Here is an 831-nt window from a genome sequence, read left to right as displayed (position 1 = left end):
CCGGGCGGCGGCGGGGCCGCTCTCCGAGAGCCGCCGCCGGTACGCCGCGCCGTCCTCGTCCTCGCCGCCCCAGATATCCGAACCGGTGTGGTCCGGCGCCTCGTCGATCTCCATCCGGGACATCATGAACCACAGCAGCGGCACCTGTATCGCGATGGGGATCACCAACAACAGCCAGAGTACGGCTGTGTCGGGCATACGCGAGGGATACGGGAGCCGCTGCCTTATCGATTGGGAACTGTCCACACGGAGAGACGTTCGACCGTCGCCCTCACGGGTCGTGGGCGATCAGGTCGGCGGCGTCGGACGCCAGCGCGTCCGCGGCGGCGTCGAAGGAGTCGGCGTAGCGCACGAGCAGCGAGAGCAGCGTCTCCGGCTCCTCCAGCGCGTAGCCGTCCGCCCGGGAGAGCAGCCCCGCCGACTCCAGCGCGGCGGCGTGGCTGCTGACGGTCGCCCGGGAGACGCCGAGTTCGTCGGCGAGGTCGGCGCCCGTCGCGTCCGGGTCCCGGAGCAGCGCGATCACCATCCCGCGGGGGGTCGAGCGCCGGAGGTAGCCAAGCGCCGTCCGCTCGAACTCGGAGAAGCGGTCGGCGGGGTAGAAGCGGCGGTAGTCGCCGTCGCGCCGGGAGACGAGGCTCCCTTCGGAGAGCAGGCGCTCGACGTGGTGTTGGGTCTCGCCGGTGCCCAACTTGAGGTCGTCGCGGAGTTTCGAGAAGTGTGCGCCGGGCGTCGAGGCGTCGTAGCCGACGATGGCGTCCCGGGTGTCGCTGTCGCCGGCGTCGCCGCTGAACGCCGCGAAGGGCGCGGCCGCGCCGGCGGCGGGGAACCGCT

The 831-nt window shown here is 72.3% G+C and carries 1 protein-coding gene; it reads right to left on the bottom strand.

The window, feature by feature from the left end; genetic code table 11:
• Positions 1 to 271 precede the first annotated feature (271 nt).
• Positions 272 to 831 (bottom strand): winged helix-turn-helix transcriptional regulator (locus ACFR9S_RS13165; protein ID WP_379818851.1); only part of this gene is annotated, 560 nt, incomplete at its 5' end.

This window comes from Halolamina salina (assembly GCF_042678005.1).
Taxonomy (GTDB): Archaea; Halobacteriota; Halobacteria; order Halobacteriales; family Haloferacaceae; genus Halolamina; species Halolamina salina.
The sequence above is the reverse complement of the archived record's forward strand: the minus strand, read 5'-3'. Positions and strand labels throughout refer to the sequence as shown.